This is a genomic window from Arenibacterium halophilum (assembly GCF_005938225.1).
Taxonomy (GTDB): Bacteria; Pseudomonadota; Alphaproteobacteria; order Rhodobacterales; family Rhodobacteraceae; genus Arenibacterium; species Arenibacterium halophilum.
The window spans coordinates 169,266-195,318 of record NZ_VCPC01000004.1; the positions used below are offsets into that span (position 1 = coordinate 169,266).

Below are 26,053 nucleotides of genomic sequence, written 5' to 3' on the forward strand. Positions count from 1 at the left end.
AAATTATCCGCTGTCAATCGAATCAGGGGGAGTCTGCCAGCACCGCGGCGATCTGCTCCATCCCCTGCTCGATATCCTGTACCATCGCCGTGGCGGCGGCCTCTGTGTCGGCTCGGGCCAGTGCTGCCAGAAGATCCTTGTGACGGTCGGGCAGGTTCTGGGTGCCGAAACGGCCACAGACCACGCGCAGCGACGGGCCGAACCGGAGCCAGAGCCGATCCGCCATTTCGGCCAGTACGGGCGCCCCGGCACATGCGTAAAGCGTCGCATGAAACCGGTAGTTCTGCGCCAGATAGGCAGGCACATCACCTCGGGATATAGCGTGATCCAACGCAGTATCCAGCCCGTGTAGCCGATTGATCAGCGCCGGTTCTATCGCCGAGACGGCACGCCGTGTCAGCTCTGGCTCTATTGATTTCCTTACGAATACCAGCTGTTCGAGATCAGCCAACGTGAGCTGAGGCACGATCACGCGGCGGTTGCCAAGGAACTGCAAAGCGCCTTCCGAAATCAATCGGCGAATCGCCTCGCGCACCGGGGTCATGCCCGCCGGCAGGCTTTGCGCAAGGCCCTGGATCGTCACCGCCTCGCCCGGGGCAAGGTCGCCAAACAGCACCCGTTCGCGCAGTGCATGGTACACCTGTTCGTGAACGGGCTGGGGTGCGGCCTCGGCCATGGCCTCCACTGCCGAATTTTTCACCAGTGTCACGATCGCCCCCTGATTCCCGGAACATGGTTACTTGCGTCACATGCCGCTGCGTGGAAACATAGACCCTATTGCCGCGCATGGCAAAACTTGATCAAATCCAAAGTCACCGGGGGGAACCCGGGGCGCAAGGGAGACACTCATGAAAATCCAGACGTTGACAGTGGCAACCGTACTTGCCGTCGGCGCCGCAAGCGTAACCGCCGAAGAAGTGCGCGTTTACAACTGGTCCGACTATATCGACGAAAACCTTCTGGCCAAGTTCGAGGAAGAAACCGGAATCGAGTTGATCTACGACGTGTTCGACAGCAACGAGGTTCTGGAAACCAAGATGCTGGCCGGCGGGTCGGGCTATGACGTGGTGGTGCCCACCGGCACGTTCCTGCAACGCCAGATCGCGGCCGGGTCGTTCCAGAAGCTGGACAAGGACAAGCTGCCGAACCTATCGAACATGTGGGATGTGATCGCGGACCGAACCTCGAAATACGACCCCGGCAACGAATACGCCATCAACTACATGTGGGGCACCACCGGCATTGGCGTGAACGAAGCCAAGGTCAAGGAAGTGCTGGGCGAAGATGCGCCCGTGACCTCTTGGGACCTGGTGTTCAAGCCCGAGAACATGGAAAAACTGGCCGAATGCGGCGTGCATTTCCTGGATGCACCGGCTGAAATGATCCCGGCGGCGCTGAACTATATCGGCGAAGATCCCGACAGCCACGACCCGGAAGTGATCGAAAAAGCGGAAGGCGTGTTCATGCCGATCCGCGGCTACATCCAGAAATTCCACAGCTCGGAATACATCAACGCGCTGGCGAACGGCGATATCTGCGTGGCCGTCGGTTGGTCGGGCGACATCCTGCAAGCGCGCGACCGCGCCGCAGAGGCCGACAATGGCGTGGAAATTTCCTACTACGCGCCGGATGAAGGCGCGCAGATGTGGTTCGACCAGATGGCCATTCCGGTGGACGCGCCCAACCCCGAGGCGGCGCATACCTTCCTGAACTTCATCATGGATGCACAGAACATGGCCGCGGCGTCGAACTATGTGTACTACGCCAATGGCAACAAGGCGTCGCAGGAATTCCTTGAGGAGGACGTGATCGGCGATCCGGCGATCTATCCGACCGAGGCCGCGATGAACAACACCTTTACCACCACGCCCTACCCGGCCAAGGTGCAGCGGGTGGTGACTCGTCTCTGGACCAAGATCAAGTCGGGCACCTGACGTGACGGGCCGGAGCGGCGTCCGTTCCGGCCCACCCCAACCGACAAGGGACGGCACAGTTGAATTCCACCGTATTTGCACCCTGGGACGACCCGGATCAGAAACCGTTGATCCGGTTTCGCAATGTCACGAAGAAATTCGGCGAATTCGTCGCCATCGACAATCTGACACTTGATATTTACGAACGCGAATTCTTTGCACTGCTGGGTCCGTCGGGCTGCGGCAAGACAACTATGATGCGGATGCTGGCGGGGTTTGAAACGCCCACCTCGGGCCAGATCGAACTGAACGGCCAGAACATCGCGCCGGTGCCGCCCAACAAGCGCGCGGTGAACATGATGTTCCAATCCTACGCGCTGTTCCCGCATCTAACCGTTTGGGACAACATCGCCTTTGGCCTGAAGCGCGAAGGCATGGAAGCGGGCAAGCTGAAGGCCCGGGTCGAGGAGATGCTGCGCCTGACGCGGCTGGAGCGTTTCGCCAAACGCAAACCGCACCAGATTTCAGGTGGGCAACGCCAGCGGGTCGCGCTGGCCCGGTCGCTGGCCAAGGCGCCGACGCTTCTGCTGCTGGACGAACCGCTGGGCGCGCTGGATGCCAAGCTGCGGCAGGACACGCAGTTTGAACTGATGGATATTCAGGAAAAGACCGGCACCACTTTCGTGATCGTGACCCACGATCAGGAAGAGGCGATGACCGTCGCCAGCCGTGTTGCCGTGATGGACGAAGGCCGCATCATGCAGGTTGCCACGCCCGACCGCATCTATGAAATGCCGAATTCCGTTTATGTCGCTGATTTCATTGGTGATGTTAACATCATCGAAGGCCGTGCCACACCATTGGAAGAGGGTCAGGTCCGCATCGACTGGGCCGAAGCGCAGCCGCCCCTGTTTGCCACCACCTCGGCCCGGTTCGACGCGGGGCAGACCTGCTATCTTGCGATCCGGCCCGAGAAGATCCTGATTACCGCCGATCAGCCGCAAAGCAACGACAACGCGCTGCGCGGCAAGGTGGTCGACATCGCCTATCTGGGCAATTTGTCGACCTATCACGTTGCGCTGGCCGACGGCACGATCATCAAGGCGCAAACCGCCAACACGCGCCGCATCGCGCGCCGCACCTTCACCTGGGAAGACGAGGTGTGGCTATCGTGGACGGCCACCGCCGGGGTGCTGCTCGACAGATGAGACGGCTGGTTCTGATCCTCGTTCCCTATGCCTGGCTGCTGGCGCTGTTCCTGGTGCCCTTCATCATCGTGGTGAAAATTTCGCTGTCGGACGTGGCATTGGCGCGGCCGCCCTACCTGCCCCAATTCGACTGGGCCGAGGGCATCGGCGCCTTCCTGTCCGAACTCGATTTCGAGAATTTCGTCTTTCTCACAACGGATTCTCTGTACTGGAAGGCGTATCTTTCCAGCCTGACCATCGCGCTGGTGTCTACGCTCATTACGCTGTGCATCGGCTACCCCATTGCCTATGGCATGGCCCGCGCGCCCGAGGAATGGCGCCCTACACTGATGATGCTGATCATCCTGCCGTTCTGGACGTCCTTCCTGATCCGGGTTTACGCGTGGATGGGCATTCTCAGCTCCGAAGGGTTCCTGAACCAGTTCCTGCTATGGATCGGCGTGATCGACCAGCCGCTGACCATCCTGAACACCAATTCCGCCGTCTATATCGGCATCGTTTACACCTATCTTCCCTTCATGGTGCTGCCGATCTATGCCGCGCTTGACCGGCTCGACGGCTCGCTGATCGAGACCGCCGAAGATCTGGGATGTTCGCGTCTGTCTGCCTTCTGGCTGGTAACAATACCGCTGTCGCGCAACGGGATCATCGCTGGCTGTTTCCTTGTGTTCATCCCGGCGCTTGGCGAATTCGTCATCCCCTCGCTTCTGGGCGGATCCGACACGCTGATGATCGGCAAGGTGCTGTGGGAGGAGTTCTTCTCGAACCGCGACTGGCCCGTGGCTTCGGCGGTGGCGGTGGTCCTGCTGCTGATCCTTGTGGTTCCCATCGTGCTGTTCCAGCGCAACCAGCAAAAACAGGCGGAGGCCGAGGGCTGATGCGGCTGAGTTGGTTCAATGTCGTTTCGCTGACGCTGGGGTTTGCGTTTCTGTATATCCCTATGGTCATTCTGGTGATCTTCAGCTTCAACGAAAGCAAGCTGGTGACGGTCTGGGCCGGGTTTTCGACCAAGTGGTATGGAGAGCTGTTGCAGAACGAGGCGTTTCTGGATGCGGCCTGGGTCACCATCCGGGTTGCGGTGTTTTCATCAACGCTGGCCACGATCCTTGGCACAATGGCCGCCTACGTGCTGGTGCGCGGCGGCCGTTTCATGGGGCGCACGCTGTTTTCCGGCATGATCTATGCGCCGCTGGTGATGCCCGAAGTCATCACCGGGCTGTCGCTGCTGCTGCTGTTCATCGGCATCGGGCTGGATCGCGGCGTGCTGACCATCGTTCTGGCACATACCACCTTTGCGATGTGCTATGTCTCGGTCGTGGTGTCGTCGCGGCTGGTGACATTCGATCGCTCGCTGGAAGAAGCCGCGCTTGATCTGGGCTGTTCGCCGATGCAGGCGTTCCGGCTGGTCACCCTTCCCATCATCGCACCGGCGGTGATTTCCGGCTGGCTGCTGGCCTTTACCCTGTCGCTGGACGATCTTGTCATTGCATCCTTTACGACCGGGCCGTCCGCCACCACCTTGCCGATCAAGATCTTCTCGGCCGTACGCCTGGGGGTGAGCCCGGAAATCAACGCCTTGTCGACCATCATGATCGGCATCGTCACCGTAGGTGTCATCAGCGCTTCGCTGGTGTCGAAACAGGCGATGGTGCGTCAGCGCCGCGAGGAACAGGCCGCGGCGCGCGCGCAATGAAACGGATCTACCCCGAATACGCCTATGGCGCAGGGCCGCGCTCGCCCTGTTGGTGGGATGAAACCGCCGATGCCCCTTATTGGCCCATGCTGAAAGGGGAAGACACCGTTGATGTCGGTATCATCGGTGGCGGGTTTACCGGCGTGTCGGCGGCGCTGCACCTTGCGCGGGCCGGGCTGTCGGTTGCTGTGATCGAAGCGAACGATCCGGGCTGGGGCGCATCGGGCCGAAACGGCGGATTCTGCTGCGTCGGCGGGTCCATGGTGAAAGATCGGGCCCTCGCCGCCCGCTACGGCCACGAGACTGCCGCCGCCTATTGGCAGGCAGAAATTGACGCCGTGCATATGGCCGAATCGCTGATCAATACGCTGGGGATCGACTGCGATCGCCACTCCAAGGGCGAAACCCAACTGGCACACCGCCCGCGCGATATGACCCGCCTGCGCGCCAAGGCCGAGGCGATGGCCGGCGGGACCGGCCCACAGCCCGTTCTGACCGAAGCCGCCGATCTGGGATCGCTTGGCATCTCTGGTCCGTTCCATGGGGCGCTGACGAATCCTGTGGGGTTCGGGCTGAACCCGCGCAAGTACCTGTTTGGTCTTGCGAAAGCGGCGGAAGAGGCTGGCGCGCGATTCTATCGCCAAAGTCCCGTGCGGCGGGCCGTGCGCTCTGGAAATGCCTGGCTATTGCACAGCACGCGCGGTTCGGTGCGTTGCGCGCAGGTGATCGTGGCCACGAACGGCTATTCCAGCGAAGGCATGCCGAATTGGCTGGCCGGGCGCTACATGCCGGCGCAATCCAATGTGCTGGTGACCCGGCCTTTGACCCAGAGCGAGCTCGACTCGGCCGGTTGGACCAGTGATCAGGTGTGCTACGACACGCGCGGATTGCTGCACTACTTCCGCCTGATGCCCGACCGTCGGTTCCTGTTCGGGATGCGCGGCGGGCTGATGTCGGGTGCCGAGGCCGAAAAGCGGGCCCGGGCCCGGACCCGCGCCGATTTCGAACGCATGTTTCCGGCTTGGAAGCACGTCGAAAGCCCGAACACGTGGTCCGGTATGGTCTGCCTTGCGCGCAACCTGACCCCTTTCGCCGGGCCCGTCCCCGACCAGCCCGGCATGTTTGCGGGCTTGGCCTACCACGGCAACGGGGTCGCCATGGGCACCTACACCGGCAAACTGCTTGCCGGACTTGTGCAAGATCGTGACGAGGTGCCCCAAGTCATGGCAACACGGATGGAAAAATTTCCCCTCGGTCCATTTCGTCGCCTGCTCATGCCGCCATTTTACATCGCCCGCGCGCTTGCCGACATGTGATGCCCGCTAGCCGGTTGACATGATTCATCCACCGTCCCAATGCTTCGGCGGATTTTTGTGAAAGGTGCCCGATGAAAATTGCGATGATCGGAACGGGGTATGTTGGCCTGGTCTCGGGTGTGTGTTTTTCGGACTTCGGACACGATGTTGTCTGCGTCGACAAGAACGAGGAGAAAATCGCCAAGCTGCAAAGCGGCGAAGTTCCGATCTACGAACCCGGGCTTGACGAATTGATGGCCCGCAATGTCGAAGCCGGACGGCTGTCGTTCACCTGCGACATGGCCGCCGCGATGGAAGGCGCCGAAGCCGTGTTCATCGCGGTAGGAACACCAACGCGCCGGGGCGATGGCCACGCCGATTTGACCTATGTGAAGGCCGCTGCGACCGAAATTGCCGGACTTATCAAAAGCTATACCGTCGTCGTCACCAAATCGACCGTTCCCGTTGGCACAAACCGCATGGTCAAACAGACCATTTCCGACGCCAATCCCAATGCCGACTTCGACGTTGCCTCGAACCCCGAATTCCTGCGCGAGGGGGCTGCGATCGACGATTTCATGCGCCCGGACCGCATTGTGGTGGGCGTGCAGAACGACCGCGCCGCAGAGGTGATGGCCGACATATATCGCCCGCTCTACCTGCGCGATTTTCCGATCCTGACGACCGATCTGGAAAGCGCCGAGATGATCAAATACGCCGCCAACGCTTTCCTCGCGACCAAAATCACCTTCATCAATGAAATCGCGGCACTGTGTGAACGCACCGGTGCCGATGTGAAGATGGTCAGCAAGGGCATGGGGCTGGATGGCAGGATCGGGAACAAGTTTCTTCACGCCGGGCCGGGCTATGGTGGATCGTGTTTTCCCAAGGATACACAGGCGCTTGCCCGGATCGGTCAAGAGCACGGGCTGCCGATGCAGATCACTGAAACGGTCATCAAGGTGAACGACGAGGTACGCCGCCGCATGGTGACCAAAGTTTCGGAACTGCTGGATGGGAAGCTGGCTGGAAAAACGGTTGCCGTTTTGGGCGTAACCTTCAAGCCCAACACCGATGACATGCGCGAAGCACCATCGCTGACCGTTATTCCTGCCCTGATCGGTGCAGGTGCGAAAGTGCGCGCGGTCGATCCGCAGGCACATCGCGAAGCGCAGGATCTGCTTCCGGGGGTTCAATGGCTCGATGACCCATACAAGGCAGCGCAAAATGCCGATGCCTTGGTTTTGCTGACGGAATGGAACGAATTCCGCGCACTTGATCTGAAGCGGCTCGCAAGACGGATGACGACCCCGACGATGGCCGACCTGCGCAACATATATTCTGCGCGTGATGCCCGCCGCGCCGGGTTCAGCCGGTATGTTTCAGTTGGTCGCGCAGACGAATTTTCAGACGAATGACTATGTGCTTGCCTAACTCGGTCTGAGCTGGAGAGCATCGCGCACTTCGTTTCGTTTGCTATATAGAGCGATACGCGTTGGACAGAGTTTGGCGGCGGGCCGGCATTGGAGTCCCTGACGAATCAGACCCTTTCCGGGCCGCATCATCCCGCACGCATCGCGGTGACGTCGCTGGAATTGATGGTTTGCCCCGTACTCAGCACCAGTTTGATCAATTCTCCGTCAATCTGTGCCTCATTCACACGGCCGTACACTTCAGCCTGTGATGATGCTTCCAGCTTTCCGGATTTGAAGCTTTCGACGTGGAACGTGTAGTCGCCGTGCCCAAGACCTCCGCCTGTCCACATGAATGTATTTCGTGACACCGGAATATCCAAACGCTGAACTTCTGTTCCGTTCAACGATTTAACGACAAGCTGGGCCTTATCCGCTGTTTGCGTCGGTTTCGGTGCAATCTCTACCGCTGTTCCAGTATAGGACACGGGCGCGGCAGCGCGGATATCACGCCCGATCCAAGCCGCCAAACTGTCGGCCTGACCCGACAACCCGGCCCGCGACAGCATGCCGGCAACCATGGCCTCAAGCGAATCGTTCGTTTTCACCTGCTGTTCGACCATCGAAAACTGGGCAAGCTGCGAAGCATATTCCGTAGAATCCAACGGCTCCAGCGGGTCTTGGTACTTTGCCTGCGTGGTGAGCAGTTTGATAAATGTCTCGAAATCCGAAGTCAGCCCGGCAATTGCGGATTTCCCCGAGGAACCTGCAGAGGACGCGCCCGTGGTGGCGGGTGTGGCGCCAGTTGCTCCGACAGAGTCAACGACCATGTTTAAATCCTTATATCCAAACCAGAAACTGTGAGCGCGCGCGGAGGCGACTTGGCTGCCGGTGTGCTGCCCTCAGGCGGCGCAACTCCATCGCTTTTCAAAGTCGCGACGGTGTTTGCCCTATCCCCGCCCTGCGCCCCTTGCCCCTGCTGGCGGAACTCAAAGCCGGCTTGTTCAAAGCCAAGTTTGCGAAATTCCTGCAGGAGACTGTCCATGTGACGACGCATCAGCTCTGTCGTTTCGGCGCGCTCTGCAGTTACGATGATCGTCAAGGCGCCGTCTGTTGTCGCCAGTTGCATCCTGACATGGCCCAACTCTTTTGGAGACAGCGCAATATCAACAGACTTATCCGGGCTGCGGACAACTTGATCTACAATCTGGGCAAACGGCATCCGCGAGGCTTCTACCCGAAGTGTAGAACTGACGCCCGGGCTGTGCGAGGTACCGGGCATTTCCCGCGCCAACCCGTCGAAATCCGGTATTGACGCTATGGCCCCGGGCTCAAACACAACGGACATGCTGTTCTTGGACATGGTGGTTAGGTCCGGAGAATTCGACGGTGCGCTACTTACCCCATATGCGGACGCATTCTGCACGAACCTCGCCACGCCCTCGAATCCTTCGGGGCGGCGTAGCTGGGCTTGCGGTGCATCAAAACTTTCGACTCTGGAAGCGAACCGGCGATCAGCGGCAGAGTTCTGGTCCACGACCTGGAGATTTGGAACTGGACGATTTTTGAGATCCGCTTCCGTCGACTTGGCCATCGCGTCCGTCGCGTTGGCCGCAACCGCGGTGCCAGCCATGCTCTGGCTGGACGGAATTTCAGAAGCCTGCCGCGCAATTTGGCGGGCGACACTTACCATGGTCGAGCCACTCTCGGTCCCACGTCCAAAGCTCGCGCGGTGCACGGCGTCAGCGGCTCTGCCTTCTTGTGAAGATGCAACGTTGGTGTTTGCCTTCAAGTCCATCGAAGAGAGTGTAGCTGGTCCATTTCGAGGCGATGCTTTTTGATGTGCTTCAGCAGACACAGAGACAGCAGGACCTGCTGCCTGGCGGGTTTCGCGCACCGAGCCCGGGTCAACTTTCATCATCTCACCAGTTCGCGCAGAAATTGGTGCCTGCTCCAGCACGGGTAGAGCCCCATCCGCGCGCGCGTCGGCTGCATCACTCACAAGCAAATTGCCGTTTCTGTCACCAACCGACCCTTCCGCCAACTCCGCCCGGATGCCCCCAAATTCGCCATCAGGACCTGACACATCGGTATCTGATTCGCCCCCTGCATCCGGGACTTCATCGACAATATCATGCTCCGAGGCATCCTCGTTACCTGACAAAACGGGCGCCGCAATCAGAGCTGCTTCTGTCAGTTCCACCTTAACATTGTCTTGATCAACGAACTCGGAAAACGAAGCCGATGCCTTTGCGCCAGCCCGATAATCACCTTGGGCCCGGTTGTGTTGGGCGGAGACCGTTTCTCGACCAGTCGCCCCGGCCGGCGTTGTCCCACCGGACAGTATCTGAGTGTGCATGTCTCACCAAAATTCTTTTTTTCGAGCGCCAACTTGATCCACCGAGGTTACGATCTTTTTAACCGCTTGCTGCGCAATCTAGGGAAATGATGCGAATTCGAGAGATACTATGATCGGCAGCGTAAACTCCGAAGCACGAAACCTTTCAGGGCAAAGCCAGCATGAACCCTTGCGGCAGGCTGCTACAGAATTGGAAATAACATTTCTGGATGAAATGTTAAAATCGGCAGGATTCGGAGCGCCGCAGTCCGCCTTTGGCGGCGGAGCAGGAGAAGAACAGTTTGCGTCTCTTTTGCGCACGGAACAAGCCCGCCGAATGGTTGAAGGCGGTGGAATTGGGCTTGCTGAAGCCTTGTTCGACTATTTGGTGGAGAGACATGATGACGGAACCAACGTTTGAACTGTTGCTAAAACAGTTGAACGACCTTCTTGATCGCGAACGGACGACATTGCTCGCCGGCGATCTTGCTGCCTTGCCCGGCTTGCTGGATGAGAAGGAGAGGGCTATCGCGACCCTTGAAAGCTGCAAGCTGACCGATCGCGAAAGAGTTGAGAAAATTCAATCAAAAATTGTTCGAAACCAGAGCCTGATATCAGGTGCCATTGCAGGTATTCAGGATGTTTCCATACGCATGAAGGCAATTCAGATGGCGCGGGGAGGCCTTGAAACCTATGATCAAACTGGCATTCGAACCCGCTATAACACTACATCGCTCGGAAACGTGGAAAAGCGGGCATGACTGCAGGATTTTATTAAAAGCCTCCGCATCAACGCTATTGGACATTAAGCACCTGTTAGTTTTTTCGGCCGATGTTGGCCTCGCACCTCGTAGCGGTGGCGCGGTATTCGAAATAGGAATTCCGCAAAAGTCAGAAGGACGCAATTGTTCGCATTGCAGCGAACACGACCGGGTGAAACGCGCCCATATGACTGAAGGAAAAAAAATGTCGAGTATTCTGACAAATAACAGCGCTATGGTCGCGCTGCAGACCCTGAAGGGTATCAACCAAAACCTGGAAAAAACGCAAAGCGAAATTTCCACGGGCAAGGAAATTGCCGGCGCCAAGGACAATTCGGCGATCTGGGCAATTTCGAAAGTCATGGAATCGGATGTGTCTGGCTTCCAGGCTGTTTCGGATTCGCTGGCTCTGGGCGAATCGACCGTGGCTGTGGCTTTGGCAGGCGCCGAACAGATCACCAACATCCTGAACGAAATCAAGGGTAAGGTGGTTGCCGCAACCGGTGAAAACGTCGATTACGCTAAACTGACGGCGGACGTGACCGAACTCACCAACCAAGTTACGTCGATCATCAACGCATCCCAGTTCAACGGGATGAATCTTTTGAATGACGACGGTGTTAACCTGACCGTTCTGTCGTCGATTGATCGTGATAATACCGGTACTGTGACGGCATCCAACATCACGGTGGCAGCCGTTGACTTCACTTCGAACCTCGACCTGACGGATATCGATGTCTCCGACTCGACTCAGGCCGAAGCATCGATCGTGAACATCGAAGCCCACATCCAGACAGCAGTCGATGGTGCAGCCGCTCTTGGTGCCTCGTCGAAGCGGATCACTGATCAGTCAGGTTTCGTGACAAAAGTCATGGACGCGATGAAATCAGGGATCGGTTCGCTGGTCGACGCCGACATGGAAGCCGCGTCGGCGCGCCTTCAGGCTCTTCAAACTCAGCAGCAGTTGGGCGTGCAGGCCCTGTCAATTGCCAACCAGGCGCCGCAGACGATCCTGTCTCTGTTCCGTTAAAACCAATTGGTCGAGGCGTCCACCGCCTCGACCAACATTTTTCGATTTTGGCTCGTGAGGTTTTGACGTGAATGCAATGACACAGGCACAGCGTGCCTATTCAGCTGTTTCGGCTCCGACTAGAACACCTAGACGTGCTGAATTCGAAGCGGTCGCCCGGATAACGCAAAAGCTTCGTTTCGCCGCATCCAAAGGTATTGAAGGCTTTCCAGCTTTGGCCGAAGCACTGAATGACAACCGGAAGCTGTGGAACATCTTCCTTATCGATGTGTCCGACCCCAAAAATCCTCTTCCAGACGATTTGCGTGCGCGGATTTTTTACCTCGCGGAGTTCACGCGCGCCCACACTGTGAAGGTTCTTGCACGAAAAGCGGATGTCGAACCGCTTATTGAGGTCAATACCGCTATTCTGCGTGGTCTTCGGGGTGGAGCAGACTGAAATGGGCGGATTGGTACTAAAGTTGGCGCCCAAGGAACGCGTGCTAGTGAACGGCGCGGTCATCGAGAACGGTGACAGAAGGACACGCCTTTCAATCATGACACCGGATGCGAATATCCTGCGCCTGCGTGACGCAATCCATCCGGAAGAGGCCACTACACCGGTCAGGCGTGTTTGTTATGCCGCACAGTTGGTTTTGACAGGCGATAGCGATCCGCAGGAAAGCAGGCTGACGCTTTTGCGCAGGATCGAAGAGCTGAGCCAAGTTTTCACAGATATCGATAGCCGCAAATCTCTTGCCGAAGCGACCCAAGCTTTGGTCGATAACCAGCACTATCGCTGCCTGAAATCACTACGCGCGTTGCTACCGCGTGAAGACAGGTTGCTTGCCGCGCGACCAAGTTAATTGAATAGCCCCGCGTCCCTTAGGCGCTTCGTCTCTCAGTTTCTGCTGCCGCTCGAAGTCGACCGGCGACAGCATTCCGGTCTGGGTTTGCTTGAGCCTCGGGTTTTAGAACATCTCTATCTAGTCGAACACATCCTTCCTGGCTTCTTTGCGCGCTCGGTAGGTCCAGTGCCTGATCCGCTCGCACTTCAGCCGCTTGAATAAGCACTTCACAACCGTGTTGTCATTGTATTTTCCGCAGCGGCTTAGCGAGTGTTACTGAACCGCGCCGGGTTTGCCGGAGGCTCCAACTCTTGATTAGGATGGAGCATCATGAGCAAGACGACTAACAAGTATTCCCCCGAAATGCGCGAACGAGCCGTTCGTATGGTTCTGGACAACGCAGGGCAGCATGAGAGCCGCTGGTCTGCGATCCTGTCGATTTCCTTGAAGATCGGTTGTGTGCCGCAAACGCTTAATGAGTAGGTCAAAAAGGCCGAGGTTGATAGCGGTGATCGCGCCGGCATCACGACCGAGATGGCCGAGAAGCTGAAGGCGCTGGAACGCGAGAACCGGGAACTGAAGCAGGCCAACGAGATCTTGCGAAAGGCATCGGCATATTTTTGCCCAGGCGGAGCTCGACCGCCGGTCCAGGACATGATCGCCTTCATCGAAGAACACCATGACGCCATCGGGATCGAGCCGGTCTGTAGGCATCTGCCGATCGCCCCGTCTACCTTCTACGATCACATGGCCAAGCGGGCGAACGCCAACCTGGTGTCGGATCGGGCGAAGCGGGATGTGACGTTGAAGCCAGGGATCGAACGCGTCTGGCAGCAGAGCTACAAGGTCTATGGGGTGCGCAAGGTCTGACACCAGATGCGCCCCGAAGGCTTTTATGTCGCCCGCTGCACGGTGGCGCGGCTGATGAAGGACATTGGATCGAAGGCATCATTCGGGGCAAGAAACACAGGACGACCATTCCGGACAAGTCTCAGCCAAGCCCGCTTGATAAGGTGAACCGTCAGTTCAAGGCACTGGCGCCGAACATACTGTGGGTTAGCGATTTCATCTATGTCGCCACCTGGCAGGGCTTAGTTCACGTTGCCTTTGTCATCGATACCTTCGCGCGCCGTATCGTGGGCTGGCGGGTCAGTCGGACGGCTCATGCCGGGTTTTTTTCTGGATGCTTTGGAGCAGGCCGTGCATCAGCGGAAACCTGAATTAGGCCTAGTTCATCATTCGGATCGCGGATCGCAATATCTGTCCATTCGCTACACCGAGCGCCTGGCCGAAGCCGGGATCGAGCCGTCCGTCGGCAGCGTGGGCGACAGTTGCGACAATGCTCTGGCCGAGACGATCAACGGGCTGTTCAAGGCCGAGGTCATCCACCGGCGCGGAGCATGGCGCAGCTTCGACGCTGTGGAATACGTCACCCTCGAGTGGGTCGACTGGATCAACAGCCGCCGCCTGCTTGAGCCCATCGGGGACATCCCGCCCGCAGAGGCCGAGACAAACTTCTACGCGGCTATGGAAACATCAGACATGTCCGCGTAACTAAGATCAATCAGCCTCCGGCAAACCCGGCGCGGTTCAACCGTCTTTCGGTTGTGCATGGGACCTGTCGCGGGATTATGCCGCTCCAGGTTCTTATTTACGCGGCCTGAGCCTCGAAGGCCAAGGGTCTTTTTCAGCCGAGTGCTGAGTGCCGTCGGCGCGGATTGTAGAAGCCTGATGTATTGGAAGATCGCCCTCTTTGGCGCGCGTCTCGTCGGCCAGGATCGCTGCCACAGCTGCTCGGCCTTGATCATTCTGAAGAAGGTCTCGACGACCGCATTGTCGTAACAGTTCCCGGTCATGCTCCTCGATACTTTTAGGCCATGCTCGCGCATCAGCTTCTGGTAATCGTGGGAGCAGTTTCGGCGGCCTCGGTCAGTGAGGTGAACGTAGCCCTTGGGCAGTTGCCGCAAGGCGATGGTCATTTTCCGCGCCCCAGTGGCCAGGTCACGTTTCATCCGGTTGCTGAGCGCCCATCTGTCACCCGGCAGTGGTTTGCGTATGCAAACCATGAGAGGGCGATGACACGCTTGGAATTCGGGTCGAGGAGCGAGACATTGTCCGCCATTGTTCCGAGGACAATGGCGAGCGCGAAGTATAGCCGAGCCTCCCGCGTCTAGACATAGCTGATGTCGCCCGCCCATTTCTGGTTCGGACGATCGGCAGAGAAGTCGCGATCCAGCAGGTTAGGCGCTAAGTTGAAGCTGTGGTTGCTGTTCATGGTCGGTTTGAACGTCTTGTTTCTCTTCATGAAAATGCCGTTCTCACCCATCGGCCGGCCGACACGACGATGCCCGACAATCAAGCTCGGCTCTTTCAGTTCCTCGGTCATATGCGGTCGGCCGTAGCTGGCTTGCAAAATGGTTGACTGTTCCCGGATATGCGCCAGCACGATCAAGTCCTTGCGCTGGCTGACGCCGACGCGGCGGTTGCGCCAGCCTCGATAGCCGCGCGGACTGACCACCATGATCTGACACAGTCGGTATCCGGATGTCATGCCGGTGGTCTTACCCTCTCGAACCATCAGTGCGTGATGCCCTGCCGGGCAGAGAACGAAGGCAAACCTTGTTTGTTTCTCTCCGCGAAGAACGCGTTCGTCCATTGTCCTCGGACCCATTGCGGTCAATGGCCTCACCCTATTTTAGCGCTTCCCTCTCCTCCCGGAGCAGGCGGTTCTCTTTCCGCAACTGCGCGATCTCCCGTTCGGGACCGGTCAGATTCGCCAGTTTCTCAAAGCTGCGCCGATCCTGCTTGATCCAGCGGTTCAGCGTCGAGAAACCGACCCCAAAGTCGGACGCTACCTGCTTACGCGGCAAGTTGCTCGTCAACGCTACACGTACTGCTTCGGCGCGGGAGTCCTCGGTCGGTCGTGATGCCTTCTGCATTCTCCCTTGCGGCACCATAAGTGGTCAAAGGAGCGGTAAAATCCCGCGACATGTCCAATCCGGCCCACGACAGCGCGCGGCGAGATCTGTTCGAGTAGGTTGATAGCTTCCAAAAATCGAAACACGAGCACTCGAACAACGGCATTCTGGCGCCAGTTGACTTCGAAATCAGACGGCCGAGTCTGACGAAAGCATATGCCTAGGAACCTAGCTGCACCTTGGATATTCGGGCCTTGACACGTCACTCGGCTTTAGGACGTTTGCTGCCCGCGCGTGCCTTGGCACAGCACGCGACGGCCATACCTATGTTGATCGCGATGCCGGTTACGACCTTCAGCCAATCATATAAAAGGTTTGCCTAACGTGATCCTCGTTGTTGAACACCTGCAGACGCACGGCGCAAAATCAGCTCCAACCGGTCAAAGCTGTCCTCTATGGAGCCGGCTTCTTCCCGGGCGAAGAAACTGTCGAGGTCAGGCCAAATTTTTACCGCCTGGTCAAGAATTTGATCCACGCCTTCCGCATAAAGCCCGGCGCGGATCATCACCTCTGAGTGCTCATATGCGCCGAGATACTTGCGCGTGTCAGCGATCAACGCGTTTTGCGAGGCCGTTGCGGCATCCGGCAGGCTGCGCGAAACCGAACGGCTGACGTTGATCGAGGGAAAGCGCCCCCGCTCGGCGATGTCACGATCCAGAACGATATGGCCATCAAGCACGCCGCGCAGCAAGTCCGCAATCGGTTCATCCATATCAGAGCCAGCAACCAACACGCTATAGATCGCGGTGATGAAACCGGTCCCTTCGGGACCAGGACCAGACCTTTCGCAGAGTCCGGCTATCATAGGAGATACCGAGGGTGGAAAGCCGCGCAATGCCGGAGCTTCGCCGGCTGCCACCGCAATTTCGCGATGCGCTTCGGCAAAGCGCGTGACTGAATCGACCAGGAACAGGACATTCTTGCCAGAATCCCGAAAATACTCGGCTACGGCCATCGCCGACCAGGCGCATCGCCGGCGCGTGAGCGCCGACTGGTCAGAGGTGGCTGCGACCACCACGGAACGTCGCATTCCGCTCTCGCCAAGCACACGGGTCACGAAATCGTTCACTTCACGCCCGCGTTCACCGACCAATGCGACCACGACAACATCCGCTTCCATTGCTTGCGCGAATTGCGCCATCAACCGGGATTTGCCAACACCGGACCCGGCAAACAATCCGACCCGCTGCCCTTCCACCATGGGCAACAGGGTGTTTGTCACCGCCAATCCCGTATTCAATCGCGTGCCAAGCGGGCGGCGCTTTGCTGCAGGCGGAGGCGCCTGTATCACATCTGTCTCGACCGGTCCGGGCATCAGCGGCTTGCCGTCGAGCGGATTGCCAAACGGGTCGATCAGCCGACCCACCCAATGATCGGCCGGGGCGAACCCCGACGCCGGACGAAGAATCGCCCGGTCACGCAAGGCGATTCCATCCGGTGCAACCTCGGGCAGGACACGGATGAAACTGCCATCAATTTGAAGCACTTCCCCCCCAAGAACGGCACCGTTCCTGCGACTGATTTCCACCCGGTCGCCTATTCCAGCCACCTCGGCCAAGCCGGTGATGCCCAATATACCACCTGAAATTTCAGCCACACGGCCCACCGATCGCGTAAGGCGCAGGTTTCGGAGGGCAGAGTGAAACGCAGTCATCTGTGTGGTCATCGCCGATTCCCCATCAGGTTCTGAAAACAGTTTCTAAAGGAATCGCCGTTAAGCCTTGGTTGAAATTGATCGAGGGAGAATCCCGATGTTTTCCAACCTTGCGGTTTTTCAAACTTCCAGCGCGATGGCCGCCCACGCGGGTGAGCGGCAATCCGTTATTGCCCAGAATATCGCGAATGCAGACACCCCGGGCTACAAGGCCAGGGATATTGCCGATTTCACCAGGATACTGCGCCAATCGGGTGAAGGCATGGTTGCCACACGCGAGGGGCACATACGCGGCGACACTCCAGATATTCGGGCGCGTGAATCTCGCGACAGTGAAGCTCCGTCCGATCCGAACCGGAACACCGTCTCCCTTGAAATCGAGATGATGAAGTCGGTGGACGTCAAGCGCCAGCACGACCGCGCCCTCGCCATCTATCGCTCGGCGATGAACGTGCTGCGCGCAAGCGTCAGCCGCAGCTGAGGAAAACCAAAGACATGAGTGAATTCAGTAACGCGCTTTCGGCGTCAACCGCCGGAATGAAAGCTCAGGCGACCCGGTTGCGGCATGTGTCCGAGAACATTTCGAATGTCGACACGCCCGGCTACAGGCGCAAGACGGTTCCATTCGAAATGCGCCACAGCCAGATGTCTGGCCCCGATCTTGTGAGCGTCGGACGCGTGCGTCTGGACCGGTCTGACCTTGACCGCATTTATGACCCTTCCAATCCACTGGCCGATGACACCGGCCACTATGACGGCTCAAACGTCGATCTCATGATCGAAATCGCTGACGCGCGTGAAGCGCAGCGCAGCTACGAGGCAAACCTCAAGATGTTCGAACAGACGCGCGACATGTCTTCCCGTCTGATGGACCTGCTCAGAAACTGAAGGAGACCAGAATGGAAATCCAGAACCTGTCCGCTGTAGCGGACTATGCTGCCGCACGCGAAGCGACCAAGGCGCAGCCAGCAGGAAATGATATTGGAGCGGCCTTCGCGGGCGTCGCACGCGATTTTGCGGCCACTCTGAAGCAGGGTGAAACCCAGGCCATGTCGGCGATGACCGGCGATGCCGATCCACACAGCCTGGTGCAGGCACTGGCGCAGACCGAGCTTGCCGTCGAAACCGCCGTGAGCGTTCGCAACAAGGTGGTCGAGGCCTATCAGGAAATCCTGAGAATGCCGGTGTAACATGATCAGCGACGGAGTCTTCTTTGACACGCTGCGGCAGGGTCTATGGGTGGCCATCCTCGTCTCTCTGCCGATCTTGTCGGTCGCGCTCGTTGTCGGCCTCGTCATCGGGCTGTTTCAGGCGCTGACCTCGATTCAGGAAATGACGCTGACATTCGTTCCCAAACTCGCGGCCATCATCGCCGTATTCTGGGTGACCATGGCGTTCATGACCCAGACTCTTGTCGCATTTTTCGACGGGCACATTGTTCCCCTGATCGCCGGAGGCGCCTGATGGAAGCCAGTACCTACATATCTCTCTCGCGTCAAAGCGGGCTGATGAATGAAATGCGAATGGTCGCGAACAACATCGCGAACGCCGCGACCACCGGCTATCGCCAGCAGGGCGTGATGTTTTCGGAGTTCGTACGTACTGCGCCCGGGCAGGCGTCGCTGTCGATGTCCCGGGCACAGGTGCGCGAGACCTCTTTCGAACAGGGCACCCTGACCCAGACCAATGGCAGTTTCGATTTTGCCATCGAAGGAGACGGGTTCTTTCTGGTCGAAACGCCCAATGGTGAACGGCTGACCCGCGCCGGCAGCTTTTCGCCCGATGCCAATGGCGAACTGGTCACGCCGCAGGGCTATCGGCTTTTGGATTCAGGTGGCGCTCCGGTGTTTGCCCCGCCTGGCGCCAAGATCGCCGTTGCCTCGGACGGGACGCTGAGCGCCGACGGTCAGCCTCAGGGCCAGATCGGAATTTACATGCCGAGCGACCCGATGGCCCTGATCCGTCAGGGCGGGGTGATGTTCGACAGCCCCGGGGGGGTCGAACCCGCTGAAGGCGCACGCATGATTCAGGGCTTTCTCGAGAGTTCGAATGTCGATCCGATCCTGCAGGTGGCCCGCATGATCGAGGTGCAGCGCGCCTACGAAATGGGACAGAGCTTTCTGGAAGCCGAAGACCAACGGATCCGGAACGCCGTCAAAACGCTGATCCGCAGCTAAGGAGTATTCACAATGCGTGCCCTCAAGATTGCCGCAACCGGCATGAGCGCCCAGCAGATGCGGGTTGAAACGATTTCGAACAACCTCGCCAATATGTCCACAACAGGCTACAATGCCCGCCGCGCCGAATTTTCCGACCTGCACTATCAACAAGTTCAACGCGCAGGAACAATCAACGCATCTGACGGCACTGTACTGCCGACCGGTGTTCAGCTGGGGCTTGGCGTGCGTCCTGCGGCGGTGTCGATTCATCTGGAACAGGGCTCGCTGGAAGCGACCCGGGGCGACCTTGACATCGCGATCGACGGAAACGGTTTTCTCGAGGTCACTTTGCCCTCTGGGCAGGCGGCATTCACGCGTGACGGCGCGCTGAAGCGGTCAGCCGAAGGGGTCATCGTGACCTCTGACGGTTTCCCCGTGGCCCCGGAAATCGTGATCCCTGACGATGCGCGCAGTATCTCAATCAACGCCGATGGCGAAGTTTACGCCTATTTCGATGAAGCCGCCGCCGGGCAGCTTCTGGGCCAGTTCACATTGGCCGGCTTCACGAACCCGAAAGGGCTCGAAGCCTTGGGCAGCAACCTTTTCGTTGAAACGGAGGCATCTGGCGCACCGCAGGTTTCGACTCCGGGCATCGACGGGCTGGGCACCGTGCGGCAAGGTTATCTCGAAGCCAGTTCAGTCGATCCGGTCCGTGAAATCACCGAGTTGATCGAGGCGCAGCGCGGCTATGAAATGAATGCCAAGGTGATTTCGGCCGCCGATCAAATGCTTGCAGCGACGACACAGGTGCGCTGATGTTTCGCCTGCTCATATTTATTGCCGGTATCGGCCCTACGGCTGCAGTGGCCGATGCGCTGATGCCACTGCGCACGATCCGAGCCAAGGAAATCATCACAGCCGAAGATATCGGCTGGCAGTCAGCCCAATCCGAAAGCCTGGTCCAGATCGACGATGTGATCGGCCAAGAGGCCCGCATCGCGCTCTATCCAGGCCGTCCAATTCGCCCCGGCGACTTTGGTCCGCCTGCGATCGTCGGGCGCAACGAGATCGTGACGCTGATCTTTCAGCGGTCAGGGCTTCATATCGTGACCGAAGGCCGCGCGCTGGAACGCGGGGCCGAAGGCGACATGCTTCGCGTGATGAACCTGTCGTCGCGCACAACAGTTTCGGGCCTTGTTCGCCCGGACGGATCAATCGAGGTCAGATAATGTCTTCGCAACGTTTTCTTTTACTCACTGTTCTGGCCCTGTCCGCCTGCGCGCGCGCGGATCATATCGGCAAACCACCGTCCTTCTCGTCGAACGAAGATACGGTCGAGCATGGCGCCATGGTCTGGCCTGGTTTGCCGCGCACGATCACGCCGCAGCGAAGAGTCGATCGCGCATCGTTGTGGAGCGGCGGTCGCGAGAGCCTGCTCGGGGACAGACGCGCGATCCAGAAAGGCGATATTCTGACCGTGGTCATCGAAATCGACGAAAAGGCCGAAATTTCGAACGGGACGTCCAGATCAAGAAATGCCTCGGAAGGGTTGGGTATACCTCAGCTGTTCGGCCTGCCGCAACGAGCCGACGAACGCCTGCCCGAAGGCGCCAGCATGGCCGATGCAGTGTCTATCAACTCTGGCACGCAGACCAGCGGTCAAGGCTCTGTCAAGCGCAACGAGAAACTGACGCTGCGCGTGGCCGCAACTATTGTCGACGTGCTGCCGAACGGTGTTCTGTCGATCAACGGGTCGCAAGAACTGCGCGTCAACTTCGAAATTCGCGAGCTTTTGGTGTCGGGTTTCGTACGACCCGAAGATATTTCGCGACAGAATGAAATCACCTACGACAAAATCGCGTCGGCTCGCGTGTCTTACGGCGGGCGCGGTCAGATTTCGGACGTACAGCAGCCGCGGTACGGCCAGCAAATCCTTGACGCCATCTTGCCATTCTGAGGGCGGGACATGCTGAAAAAACTGCTTCCGATACTGCTGTTGATCCTTGGTACTGGCGCGGGCATCGGCGCCGGCATCATGTTGTCTCCGCCCGCAACCTCGGATGAGCCGCACGCGGAAGAGGAGGCGCCGAAAGAAGACGTCGAAGAGGTTGAGACCTCGGACTCCGAATTCACGAAGTTCGGCAAGCAATTCGTTGTTCCGCTGATGAAGAACGATAAGGTCGTTTCGATCATCGTGGTGACCCTCAGCCTGGAAATCGCGCCGGGCGCAAACGATCGGGTCTCGGCGCGGGAGCCGAAATTGCGCGATCTGTTCCTGAGAGTCATGTTCGATCACGCAAGCATGGGAGGATTTCGCGGCGCATTCACCCAGCCCGACAATCTGGACATCTTGCGCAACGCACTACGCGAAACGGCGCAAAAAGAAATGGGGCCTGATATCCGCGACGTGCTGATCACCGACATCGGCCGGCAGGACAACTAAGAGCCGCGCGGGACGGAAAGGTTAAACGCGCGCGCCAGCATCTTCGGATCACGACGGCATTCCCGCCTCGCGCAACGCTCGCAGATAGGCCTTGGTTCTCTTGTCCTTCAGCTCGGCTTTGTCGCGCGCCGAAATCTCGTCCAAAGCGTGCTTGCGACCGAAAGCCTGGCGCACAGCATCCATATGGCGGGCCTTGCGTGCCAGCACCCGGGCCAGTTCGATATTCAGATCCTTCTGTGCGCGCAGTACCCATGATTCCCACATCAGATCGGCACCGAGATACTGAGATTCGTGCCCTTTCTGGAATGCCTCGCGCGCAGATGTCTTCTGTCCCTCAAGCCGCGCAAGCGCCTCGCGCAGGCGCGACTCTTCTGCAAGGATCGGCCCGATCTGAGCAATCTCACGCTGAAAACGTACCTCAGCAATATCGCGTAAAGGGTCAAGGTTTGGTTTCATGAACTGACACGTCCCTTCGCCCGAATACGCATGTCTTCGGCAAATCGGATCGCCGCAGCCACGGGTGCGTACAGTTCTTCGGAAATCTCGTCGCCAACCTCGACACTTGCATGGATGGCGCGGGCCGTAGGTGGATCGCTATGAATCGGAACTCCGGCTTCCTGTCCGATACGGCGAATTGTACCTGCGATCTCGTCGACACCCTTGGCAACGCATACCGGCGCTGACCCCTTGGCGCGGCTCCACCGAAGGGCGACAGCAAAGTGGGTCGGGTTCACGATGATAACGTCCGCCGTCGGAACCTCGGCAATCATCTTCGAATTGGCGATTTCTTGACCGCGGGCACGCCGTTGCTGTTTCATATGCGGATCACCTTCGGCGTCCTTGGATTCGTCCATCATTTCCTTGCGGGACATGCGATGTTTGCGAAGGTATTCGAAATGCTGCCAGATCGCATCCACAGCGCCGATTGCCGTGGCAATCAATAGCGCCAGAATTAGGAATTCTACGCAGGTCCGGCCAATCATTGCAGCCACGCCACGCCCGTGGCCCGCGACTGAACCTATGATATCGGGCAATTTGGACTGAAGAAAAAACCCGAGGCATATCGAGTAGAGCAAGAGCTTCGCGAAACTTTTGCCAAACTCGAACCACCCGTTGCGGCCGAATTTGTTCTTCGCGTTTGCGATGATCGAGATCCGAGACATCTTGGGTTGCAACTTTGATGGAGCAAAGACCAGCGCACGCTGAGCCACAATCGACACAAGTACCAGTGCAGCAGGAATTGCGAACCAAGGCAGTAGGGCAACTGAAACCGTTCGGATTGGACCCGCCAGCGCGGCGGAAGGCGCCCCGCCAAATACAAGCTCTGCCATGCTTTCGGATCGATCAATCATTGCCACCAAGGCAGAGCCTGTCGTCTTTATCGAATAAGACCCCGCACCAAGCGCCGCCAGAAGAAGGCCCGCATAGGCCGCTGCCACGGAGAGGTCCGTCGACCGTGCGACCTCGCCTTTTTCGCGCGCCTTGCGGAGCTTTTCCGGTGTTGGCTCAAAACTCTTGTCGGATTCGTCCTGATTGTCGCTCATTCGAAGGGCACCAAAGGGTTGCCAAGGAACGACGTGAACTCGGCGTTCCAGACGGTCAGAACCAGTGGGGCTGACAAAAACAGTAGGAATATGGCTCCGAATGTAATCACGGGCGCACCGACAAAGGCGACCATGAGCTGAGGCATCGCCCGGTTGATGACGCCCAAAGCGAGGTTGTAGACCACGGAAGTGATCACAAATGGCGCTGCCAAGGTGAAGGCCAGAGTAAAGGCCGACATGACCCGACCGACACCCCACTCAGACATCACCGAGGCATCGGGAAATTGGCCTGGCGGAAAAATCGCGTAGGACAAGATCATGATCTCTGCCGCTTTGACGTGCAGTCCGGAAAGCGTTGCGAGTGCCAGCCCGCCGACAACCAGAATGTAGCCCAGAGCCGGGATGGGTTCGACAGCGGCACCGCCAAGGATCTGCGCCAGAGAGGTGGATTGCGCCGCAATGGACCCTGCCGTCTGCAAGCAAAGAACAAACAACCGGATCGCAAGCCCAAGCGCCAGTCCGATCAAGAGCTCGGCCATGAACCCATAGCCCGACATCCATGTGACAGGGGTAGCATCCAGCGTGAGCACCGCCGGCGCGACGACAAGCGTGAACATGATCGCCAGTCCAAGCTTGACCCGCATCGGCACCGTCCGCTCGCCGAATGCCGGAAGAAGAGCAGAGATTCCGCCGATACGAAGGAACACCGCGACAAGCGACCAGAACGCCTCTGTAGAGTCCGACAGCAACAGCGATAGCGCCTGCATCATGCGGCCACCACGCCAACAAGTGCCGGGCGCGCTTCGAGTCCGATCTCCTCGAACGAAAGAACCGGGTTAGACATGCCGCGCGCACGCACGATCGACCGTAAAAATCTTCGTCGTCGCGTAGAGGTCACCAGCGCCGGGTAGATCCCGTGATCGGCAGACTCGTTCAATCGATTTGCCACGCCATCGGCAAGCTTGTTGAACGCGTCCGGGGGAAGTGCGATATCCACACCTCCCGCCTTGGTTTCGACCTGGTAGGCGGAAAACGTATCTTCCCATTCCGGGGCCAGTTGAACCAGCGGAATGGTCCCGTCCTGGCGTTTCAATTCTGCCACCAGCTGGAATCCAAGCCGTTGGCGCACGTGTTCGCAGATAAGCTCGAGGCTGGCGGTCTGCGGCCGCACCTCGGCAATCGTTTCCATGATCAGTGGCAGGTTTCTGATCGAAACCCGTTCTTCCAGCAGAAGCCTCAGCACCCCATGCAACATATCGATCGGCACCTTGTCAGGTATCAATTCATCAAAGAGGCGGCGATTTGCCTCGGATCGTCCGGGATCCGACAGGCGGGTCATTTCAGCCAGCAGGCGACGCAAGGATTTCAGCGTCAGAAGGCGTGCAAAATTCAGCTTGATGACCTCGAGCAGATGAGTTGCGAGGATTTCCGGCGGCGTAACGATGGTTGCCCCGCTGACGGCGGCAGCCTCTTGGTCGCGCGGCGAAATCCACCGCGCTGGCGCCCCATACACTGGCTCTGTCACGTCCCTTCCACCGGGAAGATCATCATGGGCGTTGGGCAATAGTGCAAGTACCAGGTCGGGATGCAATATGCCGCGAACCTGTTCGACACCCTGCACCCGGATCAGATATTCGCCATTTTGCAGATCGGCTTTATCTGTCAGGCGAATATCGGGCAGGATCAGGCCATAGACCATCGCAACGTGGGTGCGCATGTTCGCAATGCGCCCATCCAACCCAGTGCCCGGATCAAGCACCATCGCTACCAGATCGGGCGCAAATTCAACATGAACATCATCAAGGTCGAGCAGATCGCCCAAGGCCTTGTCATTCTTCGCCGTGGCTTCGACCTCTGGATTAGGCCGTTCGGCAAGTCTTCGATCACGCTGATACATCATGTAGGCTGCCATCCCAAGAACTGCACTACCAAGGATGAAGGGCAGAAACGGTAGCCCGGGCACCAACGCGAAGAGTGACATCAAGATAGCGACGGTGCCCAGGGCCGCCGGATGCCGGCCGAGTTGGTCGAACAGCGCCATGTCTGTCGAGCCTTGTGTGCCGCCGCGCGCCAGCAATAGAGCCGATGCAATCGAGATCACCACCGCCGGAATCTGGGTGACCAAGCCATCCCCCACGGTGAGGATTGCATATGTTTCGAAGGCGGAACCGATTGGCATGCCATGCACGAACACGCCCATCGCCAAGCCCATAACGAGATTCAGAAGCGTAATCAGCAGCCCGGCAATGGCATCGCCCTTGACGAATTTCGAGGCCCCGTCGAGCGAGCCGAAAAAGGTTGTCTCTTGCTGTTCAAGCTCGCGCCGGGCCTTGGCTTGCTGATGGTCAATCGCTCCGGCCGACATATCGGCATCAATGGCCAACTGCTTGCCCGGCATGGCATCCAAGGCAAAGCGAGCGCCGACCTCGGCCATGCGTGCAGCACCCTTGGTAATGACCATGAAGTTGACGATCAACAGCACGCCGAACACAACCAGCCCAAGAAACACACTGCCGCCCATGATAAATTCGGCGAACCCTTCAATCACATCCCCGGCCGCATTTGGCCCCGTGTGACCTTGCCCGATGATCAGCTTTGTCGACGAAATATTCAGCGACAGCCGAAGCATCAAAGAGGCCAGAAGGATCGTCGGGAAGGCCGAGAAATCCAGCGGTCGCGAAATGAAAAGCGTGACCGTGAAGATCAAGATCGCAAGCCCGAAAGAGGCGGCAAGACCGACGTCAAGGATCCAGGCCGGCATGGGCAGAATCATCATGATGATCACAGCCATCAGCGCC

At 58.5% G+C, this 26,053-nt stretch carries 28 protein-coding genes, 3 pseudogenes and 1 other annotated feature; of the genes and pseudogenes, 21 read left to right on the plus strand and 10 right to left on the minus strand.

Going from position 1 to position 26,053, the window contains the following annotated elements:
- Positions 1-22: 22 nt before the first annotated feature.
- Entirely contained in the window at positions 23-709 is a 687-nt protein-coding gene (locus FGK64_RS17730; RefSeq protein ID WP_425456647.1) for a GntR family transcriptional regulator, read from the minus strand.
- Between the two features lie 139 nt (positions 710-848).
- Between FGK64_RS17730 and FGK64_RS17735 the strand changes: the two genes are divergently transcribed.
- The 6 genes from FGK64_RS17735 (at position 849) to FGK64_RS17760 (ending at position 7,527) form a co-directional block, all read left to right on the plus strand.
- Positions 849-1,934: a polyamine ABC transporter substrate-binding protein gene (locus FGK64_RS17735; RefSeq protein WP_138865193.1), complete on the plus strand. Its 1,086-nt coding sequence runs from the start codon at positions 849-851 to the stop codon at positions 1,932-1,934.
- A 59-nt stretch (positions 1,935-1,993) separates the two neighbouring features.
- Positions 1,994-3,121, plus strand: a complete 1,128-nt coding sequence (locus FGK64_RS17740; RefSeq protein ID WP_138865194.1) for an ABC transporter ATP-binding protein — start codon at positions 1,994-1,996, stop codon at positions 3,119-3,121.
- Complete coding sequence (locus tag FGK64_RS17745) at positions 3,118-3,999, plus strand: ABC transporter permease subunit (protein WP_138865195.1); 882 nt, start codon at positions 3,118-3,120, stop codon at positions 3,997-3,999. The genes FGK64_RS17740 and FGK64_RS17745 overlap by 4 nt, the downstream gene beginning before the upstream one ends.
- Complete coding sequence (locus FGK64_RS17750; RefSeq protein ID WP_138865477.1) at positions 3,996-4,814, plus strand: ABC transporter permease; 819 nt, start codon at positions 3,996-3,998, stop codon at positions 4,812-4,814. The genes FGK64_RS17745 and FGK64_RS17750 overlap by 4 nt, the downstream gene beginning before the upstream one ends.
- Complete coding sequence (locus FGK64_RS17755) at positions 4,811-6,130, plus strand: NAD(P)/FAD-dependent oxidoreductase (protein ID WP_138865196.1); 1,320 nt, start codon at positions 4,811-4,813, stop codon at positions 6,128-6,130. Before FGK64_RS17750 ends, FGK64_RS17755 begins: the two co-directional genes overlap by 4 nt.
- A gap of 71 nt (positions 6,131-6,201) precedes the next feature.
- On the plus strand, positions 6,202-7,527 hold the full coding sequence (locus tag FGK64_RS17760; protein WP_138865197.1) for a UDP-glucose dehydrogenase family protein: 1,326 nt from the start codon (positions 6,202-6,204) through the stop codon (positions 7,525-7,527).
- A 143-nt stretch (positions 7,528-7,670) separates the two neighbouring features.
- Here FGK64_RS17760 and FGK64_RS17765 read toward each other — a convergent pair whose 3' ends face one another.
- Complete coding sequence (locus tag FGK64_RS17765; RefSeq protein ID WP_138865198.1) at positions 7,671-8,351, minus strand: flagellar hook capping FlgD N-terminal domain-containing protein; 681 nt, start codon at positions 8,349-8,351, stop codon at positions 7,671-7,673.
- A gap of 2 nt (positions 8,352-8,353) precedes the next feature.
- Positions 8,354-9,724, minus strand: a complete 1,371-nt coding sequence (locus FGK64_RS17770) for a flagellar hook-length control protein FliK (RefSeq protein WP_171054134.1) — start codon at positions 9,722-9,724, stop codon at positions 8,354-8,356.
- Positions 9,725-9,989: 265 nt separating this feature from the next.
- On the opposite strand from FGK64_RS17770, the gene FGK64_RS17775 reads away from it, so the two are divergent.
- The 5 genes from FGK64_RS17775 to flbT all read left to right on the plus strand — a co-directional run bounded on the left by FGK64_RS17775 (position 9,990) and on the right by flbT (position 12,495).
- Positions 9,990-10,280, plus strand: coding sequence for a rod-binding protein (locus FGK64_RS17775; protein WP_138865200.1), 291 nt, complete (start codon positions 9,990-9,992; stop codon positions 10,278-10,280).
- Entirely contained in the window at positions 10,261-10,620 is a 360-nt protein-coding gene (locus tag FGK64_RS17780) for a flagellar biosynthesis protein FlgN (RefSeq protein WP_171054135.1), read from the plus strand. Before FGK64_RS17775 ends, FGK64_RS17780 begins: the two co-directional genes overlap by 20 nt.
- 205 nt (positions 10,621-10,825) lie before the next feature.
- Positions 10,826-11,650 carry a flagellin N-terminal helical domain-containing protein gene (locus tag FGK64_RS17785; RefSeq protein ID WP_138865202.1) on the plus strand — a complete coding sequence of 275 codons (825 nt, stop codon included), beginning with the start codon at positions 10,826-10,828 and terminating at the stop codon, positions 11,648-11,650.
- 67 nt (positions 11,651-11,717) lie between these two features.
- Positions 11,718-12,089, plus strand: a complete 372-nt coding sequence (gene flaF / locus FGK64_RS17790) for a flagellar biosynthesis regulator FlaF (RefSeq protein WP_138865203.1) — start codon at positions 11,718-11,720, stop codon at positions 12,087-12,089.
- A gap of 1 nt (position 12,090) precedes the next feature.
- Entirely contained in the window at positions 12,091-12,495 is a 405-nt protein-coding gene (gene flbT, locus FGK64_RS17795; RefSeq protein ID WP_138865478.1) for a flagellar biosynthesis repressor FlbT, read from the plus strand.
- Between the two features lie 27 nt (positions 12,496-12,522).
- Here flbT and FGK64_RS22605 read toward each other — a convergent pair.
- Positions 12,523-12,750: pseudogene (locus tag FGK64_RS22605) on the minus strand (IS3 family transposase); the annotation flags it as partial.
- A gap of 57 nt (positions 12,751-12,807) precedes the next feature.
- On the opposite strand from FGK64_RS22605, the pseudogene FGK64_RS17800 reads away from it, so the two are divergent.
- Positions 12,808-14,031: pseudogene (locus FGK64_RS17800) on the plus strand (IS3 family transposase).
- Positions 13,089-13,206, plus strand: a sequence feature (AL1L pseudoknot). Its footprint overlaps the pseudogene before it by 118 nt.
- A gap of 133 nt (positions 14,032-14,164) precedes the next feature.
- Here the strand turns inward: FGK64_RS17800 and FGK64_RS17805 are convergent.
- Together FGK64_RS17805 and FGK64_RS17810 are read right to left on the minus strand one after the other, a co-directional pair.
- Positions 14,165-15,416, minus strand: a pseudogene (locus FGK64_RS17805) (DDE-type integrase/transposase/recombinase).
- 358 nt (positions 15,417-15,774) lie between these two features.
- Positions 15,775-17,121, minus strand: a complete 1,347-nt coding sequence (locus FGK64_RS17810) for a FliI/YscN family ATPase (protein ID WP_138865204.1) — start codon at positions 17,119-17,121, stop codon at positions 15,775-15,777.
- Positions 17,122-17,206: 85 nt separating this feature from the next.
- On the opposite strand from FGK64_RS17810, the gene FGK64_RS17815 reads away from it, so the two are divergent.
- Genes FGK64_RS17815 through FGK64_RS17855 form a run of 9 tightly spaced genes read left to right on the plus strand, consistent with a single transcriptional unit; the run spans position 17,207 to position 21,711 of the window.
- Positions 17,207-17,590: a FlgB family protein gene (locus tag FGK64_RS17815; RefSeq protein WP_138865205.1), complete on the plus strand. Its 384-nt coding sequence runs from the start codon at positions 17,207-17,209 to the stop codon at positions 17,588-17,590.
- Positions 17,591-17,604: 14 nt separating this feature from the next.
- A complete protein-coding gene (flgC, locus tag FGK64_RS17820; protein WP_138865206.1) occupies positions 17,605-17,997 on the plus strand; it encodes a flagellar basal body rod protein FlgC in 393 nt (130 codons plus the stop codon).
- A gap of 11 nt (positions 17,998-18,008) precedes the next feature.
- Complete coding sequence (gene fliE / locus FGK64_RS17825) at positions 18,009-18,299, plus strand: flagellar hook-basal body complex protein FliE (protein ID WP_138865207.1); 291 nt, start codon at positions 18,009-18,011, stop codon at positions 18,297-18,299.
- 1 nt (position 18,300) lies between these two features.
- Positions 18,301-18,573, plus strand: coding sequence for a flagellar biosynthetic protein FliQ (locus FGK64_RS17830; RefSeq protein ID WP_138865208.1), 273 nt, complete (start codon positions 18,301-18,303; stop codon positions 18,571-18,573).
- Positions 18,573-19,286, plus strand: coding sequence for a flagellar hook-basal body complex protein (locus tag FGK64_RS17835; protein ID WP_138865209.1), 714 nt, complete (start codon positions 18,573-18,575; stop codon positions 19,284-19,286). Before FGK64_RS17830 ends, FGK64_RS17835 begins: the two co-directional genes overlap by 1 nt.
- Positions 19,287-19,298: 12 nt before the next feature.
- Positions 19,299-20,084 (plus strand): flagellar basal-body rod protein FlgG, encoded by a 786-nt coding sequence (flgG, locus tag FGK64_RS17840; RefSeq protein WP_138865210.1) that lies wholly within the window; start codon positions 19,299-19,301, stop codon positions 20,082-20,084.
- Positions 20,084-20,497 (plus strand): flagellar basal body P-ring formation chaperone FlgA, encoded by a 414-nt coding sequence (flgA, locus tag FGK64_RS17845; RefSeq protein WP_138865211.1) that lies wholly within the window; start codon positions 20,084-20,086, stop codon positions 20,495-20,497. Before flgG ends, flgA begins: the two co-directional genes overlap by 1 nt.
- Positions 20,497-21,225 carry a flagellar basal body L-ring protein FlgH gene (flgH, locus tag FGK64_RS17850; protein ID WP_138865212.1) on the plus strand — a complete coding sequence of 243 codons (729 nt, stop codon included), beginning with the start codon at positions 20,497-20,499 and terminating at the stop codon, positions 21,223-21,225. The genes flgA and flgH overlap by 1 nt, the downstream gene beginning before the upstream one ends.
- Positions 21,226-21,234: 9 nt before the next feature.
- Entirely contained in the window at positions 21,235-21,711 is a 477-nt protein-coding gene (locus tag FGK64_RS17855; protein ID WP_138865213.1) for a flagellar basal body-associated FliL family protein, read from the plus strand.
- Between the two features lie 48 nt (positions 21,712-21,759).
- Here FGK64_RS17855 and FGK64_RS17860 read toward each other — a convergent pair whose 3' ends face one another.
- From FGK64_RS17860 to flhA, 4 genes are read right to left on the minus strand one after another with little or no spacing between them, the layout of a single operon-like run.
- Positions 21,760-22,167 (minus strand): hypothetical protein, encoded by a 408-nt coding sequence (locus FGK64_RS17860; protein ID WP_138865214.1) that lies wholly within the window; start codon positions 22,165-22,167, stop codon positions 21,760-21,762.
- Entirely contained in the window at positions 22,164-23,255 is a 1,092-nt protein-coding gene (locus tag FGK64_RS17865) for an EscU/YscU/HrcU family type III secretion system export apparatus switch protein (RefSeq protein WP_138865215.1), read from the minus strand. Before FGK64_RS17865 ends, FGK64_RS17860 begins: the two co-directional genes overlap by 4 nt.
- Complete coding sequence (locus tag FGK64_RS17870) at positions 23,252-24,025, minus strand: flagellar biosynthetic protein FliR (RefSeq protein ID WP_342773963.1); 774 nt, start codon at positions 24,023-24,025, stop codon at positions 23,252-23,254. The genes FGK64_RS17865 and FGK64_RS17870 overlap by 4 nt, the downstream gene beginning before the upstream one ends.
- A complete protein-coding gene (flhA, locus tag FGK64_RS17875; protein ID WP_246057811.1) occupies positions 24,022-26,046 on the minus strand; it encodes a flagellar biosynthesis protein FlhA in 2,025 nt (674 codons plus the stop codon). Before flhA ends, FGK64_RS17870 begins: the two co-directional genes overlap by 4 nt.
- Positions 26,047-26,053: the final 7 nt, after the last annotated feature.